Below are 1,114 nucleotides of genomic sequence, written 5' to 3' on the forward strand. Positions count from 1 at the left end.
CCAGGAACAAGGAACGATCCATGCGTCAAAGGGACCTGAAATTCACCTTCGTCGTCGGCGAAGGGAAACTCGCGTTCGATGTCGTCGAGTTCGAACTGGAAGAAGCGCTCTGCGAGCCTTTCCGCCTGAACCTGAAGCTGGCCAGCGACAAGAACGCCATCGATTTCAGGCAGGTACTCGACCAGCCGGGCACCTTCACCCTCTGGCAGGACGGCCGTCCGGCCCGCTACGTCCATGGCATCGTCAGCCACTTCACCCAGGGCAGCTCGGGTTTTCGCCGGACCCGCTACGAACTGCTGCTGGAACCGCAGTTGGCGCGCCTGGAGCTGTGCTGCAACTGGCGGATCTTCCAGGAGAAGAGTGTTCCGGAGATTCTCCAGGCGCTGCTCAAGGAGCACCGGGTGCTCGACTACGAACAGCGTATCTACCACGAGCACCTGCCACGCGAATACTGCGTGCAGGCCGGCGACAGCGATCACTACCTGCACGACCGGCTGGCCTTCGAGGAAGGCCTGGTCTACTACTTCCGCTTCGACGAACACCGCCACACCCTGGTCTGCAGCGACCGGCTCTACGTCCAGGAGCGTATCGCCGGCGGCCCGGTACTGTTCAGCGCCCAGCCGGAGGGCGACAACCCGCAGCCGGTGCTTCATTCTTTCCGCTACAGCGAAAATGTTCGTACGGCTCGACAGACCCAGCGGGACTACAGCTTCAAGCGCCCGACCTACGACCAGGAGCATCATCTCGCTGGCGAGGCGCTCGAGCATCAGGGCTCGTCCTACGAGCGCTACGACTACCCCGGTCGCTACAAGCGGAGCGGCGCCGGCCGGCCTTTCACCGAAAGCCGCCTCAGAGGGCACCGGCGCGATGCGCGGGTGGCATCGGTCAGCGGCGACGACCCGCGGCTGATCCCGGGCCACGCCTTTGCCCTGGAAGGTCATCCGCGTGCCGACTTCAACGCCTGGTGGCGGCCGGTGCGGGTGGTCCATCGCGGCACCCAGTATGCCGGCCAGGAGGAAGAGTCCGCCGACGCCCCTCTGGGGGTGAGCTACGACCTGCGCGCCGAACTGGTACCCGAGGACGTCGAATGGCGTCCCGCACCGCTGCCTCGGCC

General features: G+C 65.3%; 1 protein-coding gene. It reads left to right on the plus strand.

The genetic code is table 11. From position 1 onward, the window contains the following. Positions 1-20: 20 nt before the first annotated feature. On the plus strand, positions 21-1,114 hold a 1,094-nt coding region (locus tag FHW81_RS30500), incomplete at its 3' end, for a type VI secretion system Vgr family protein (protein WP_034057933.1).

This window comes from Pseudomonas sp. RC10-4-2 (assembly GCF_050433085.1).
Lineage (GTDB): Bacteria > Pseudomonadota > Gammaproteobacteria > Pseudomonadales > Pseudomonadaceae > Pseudomonas > Pseudomonas aeruginosa.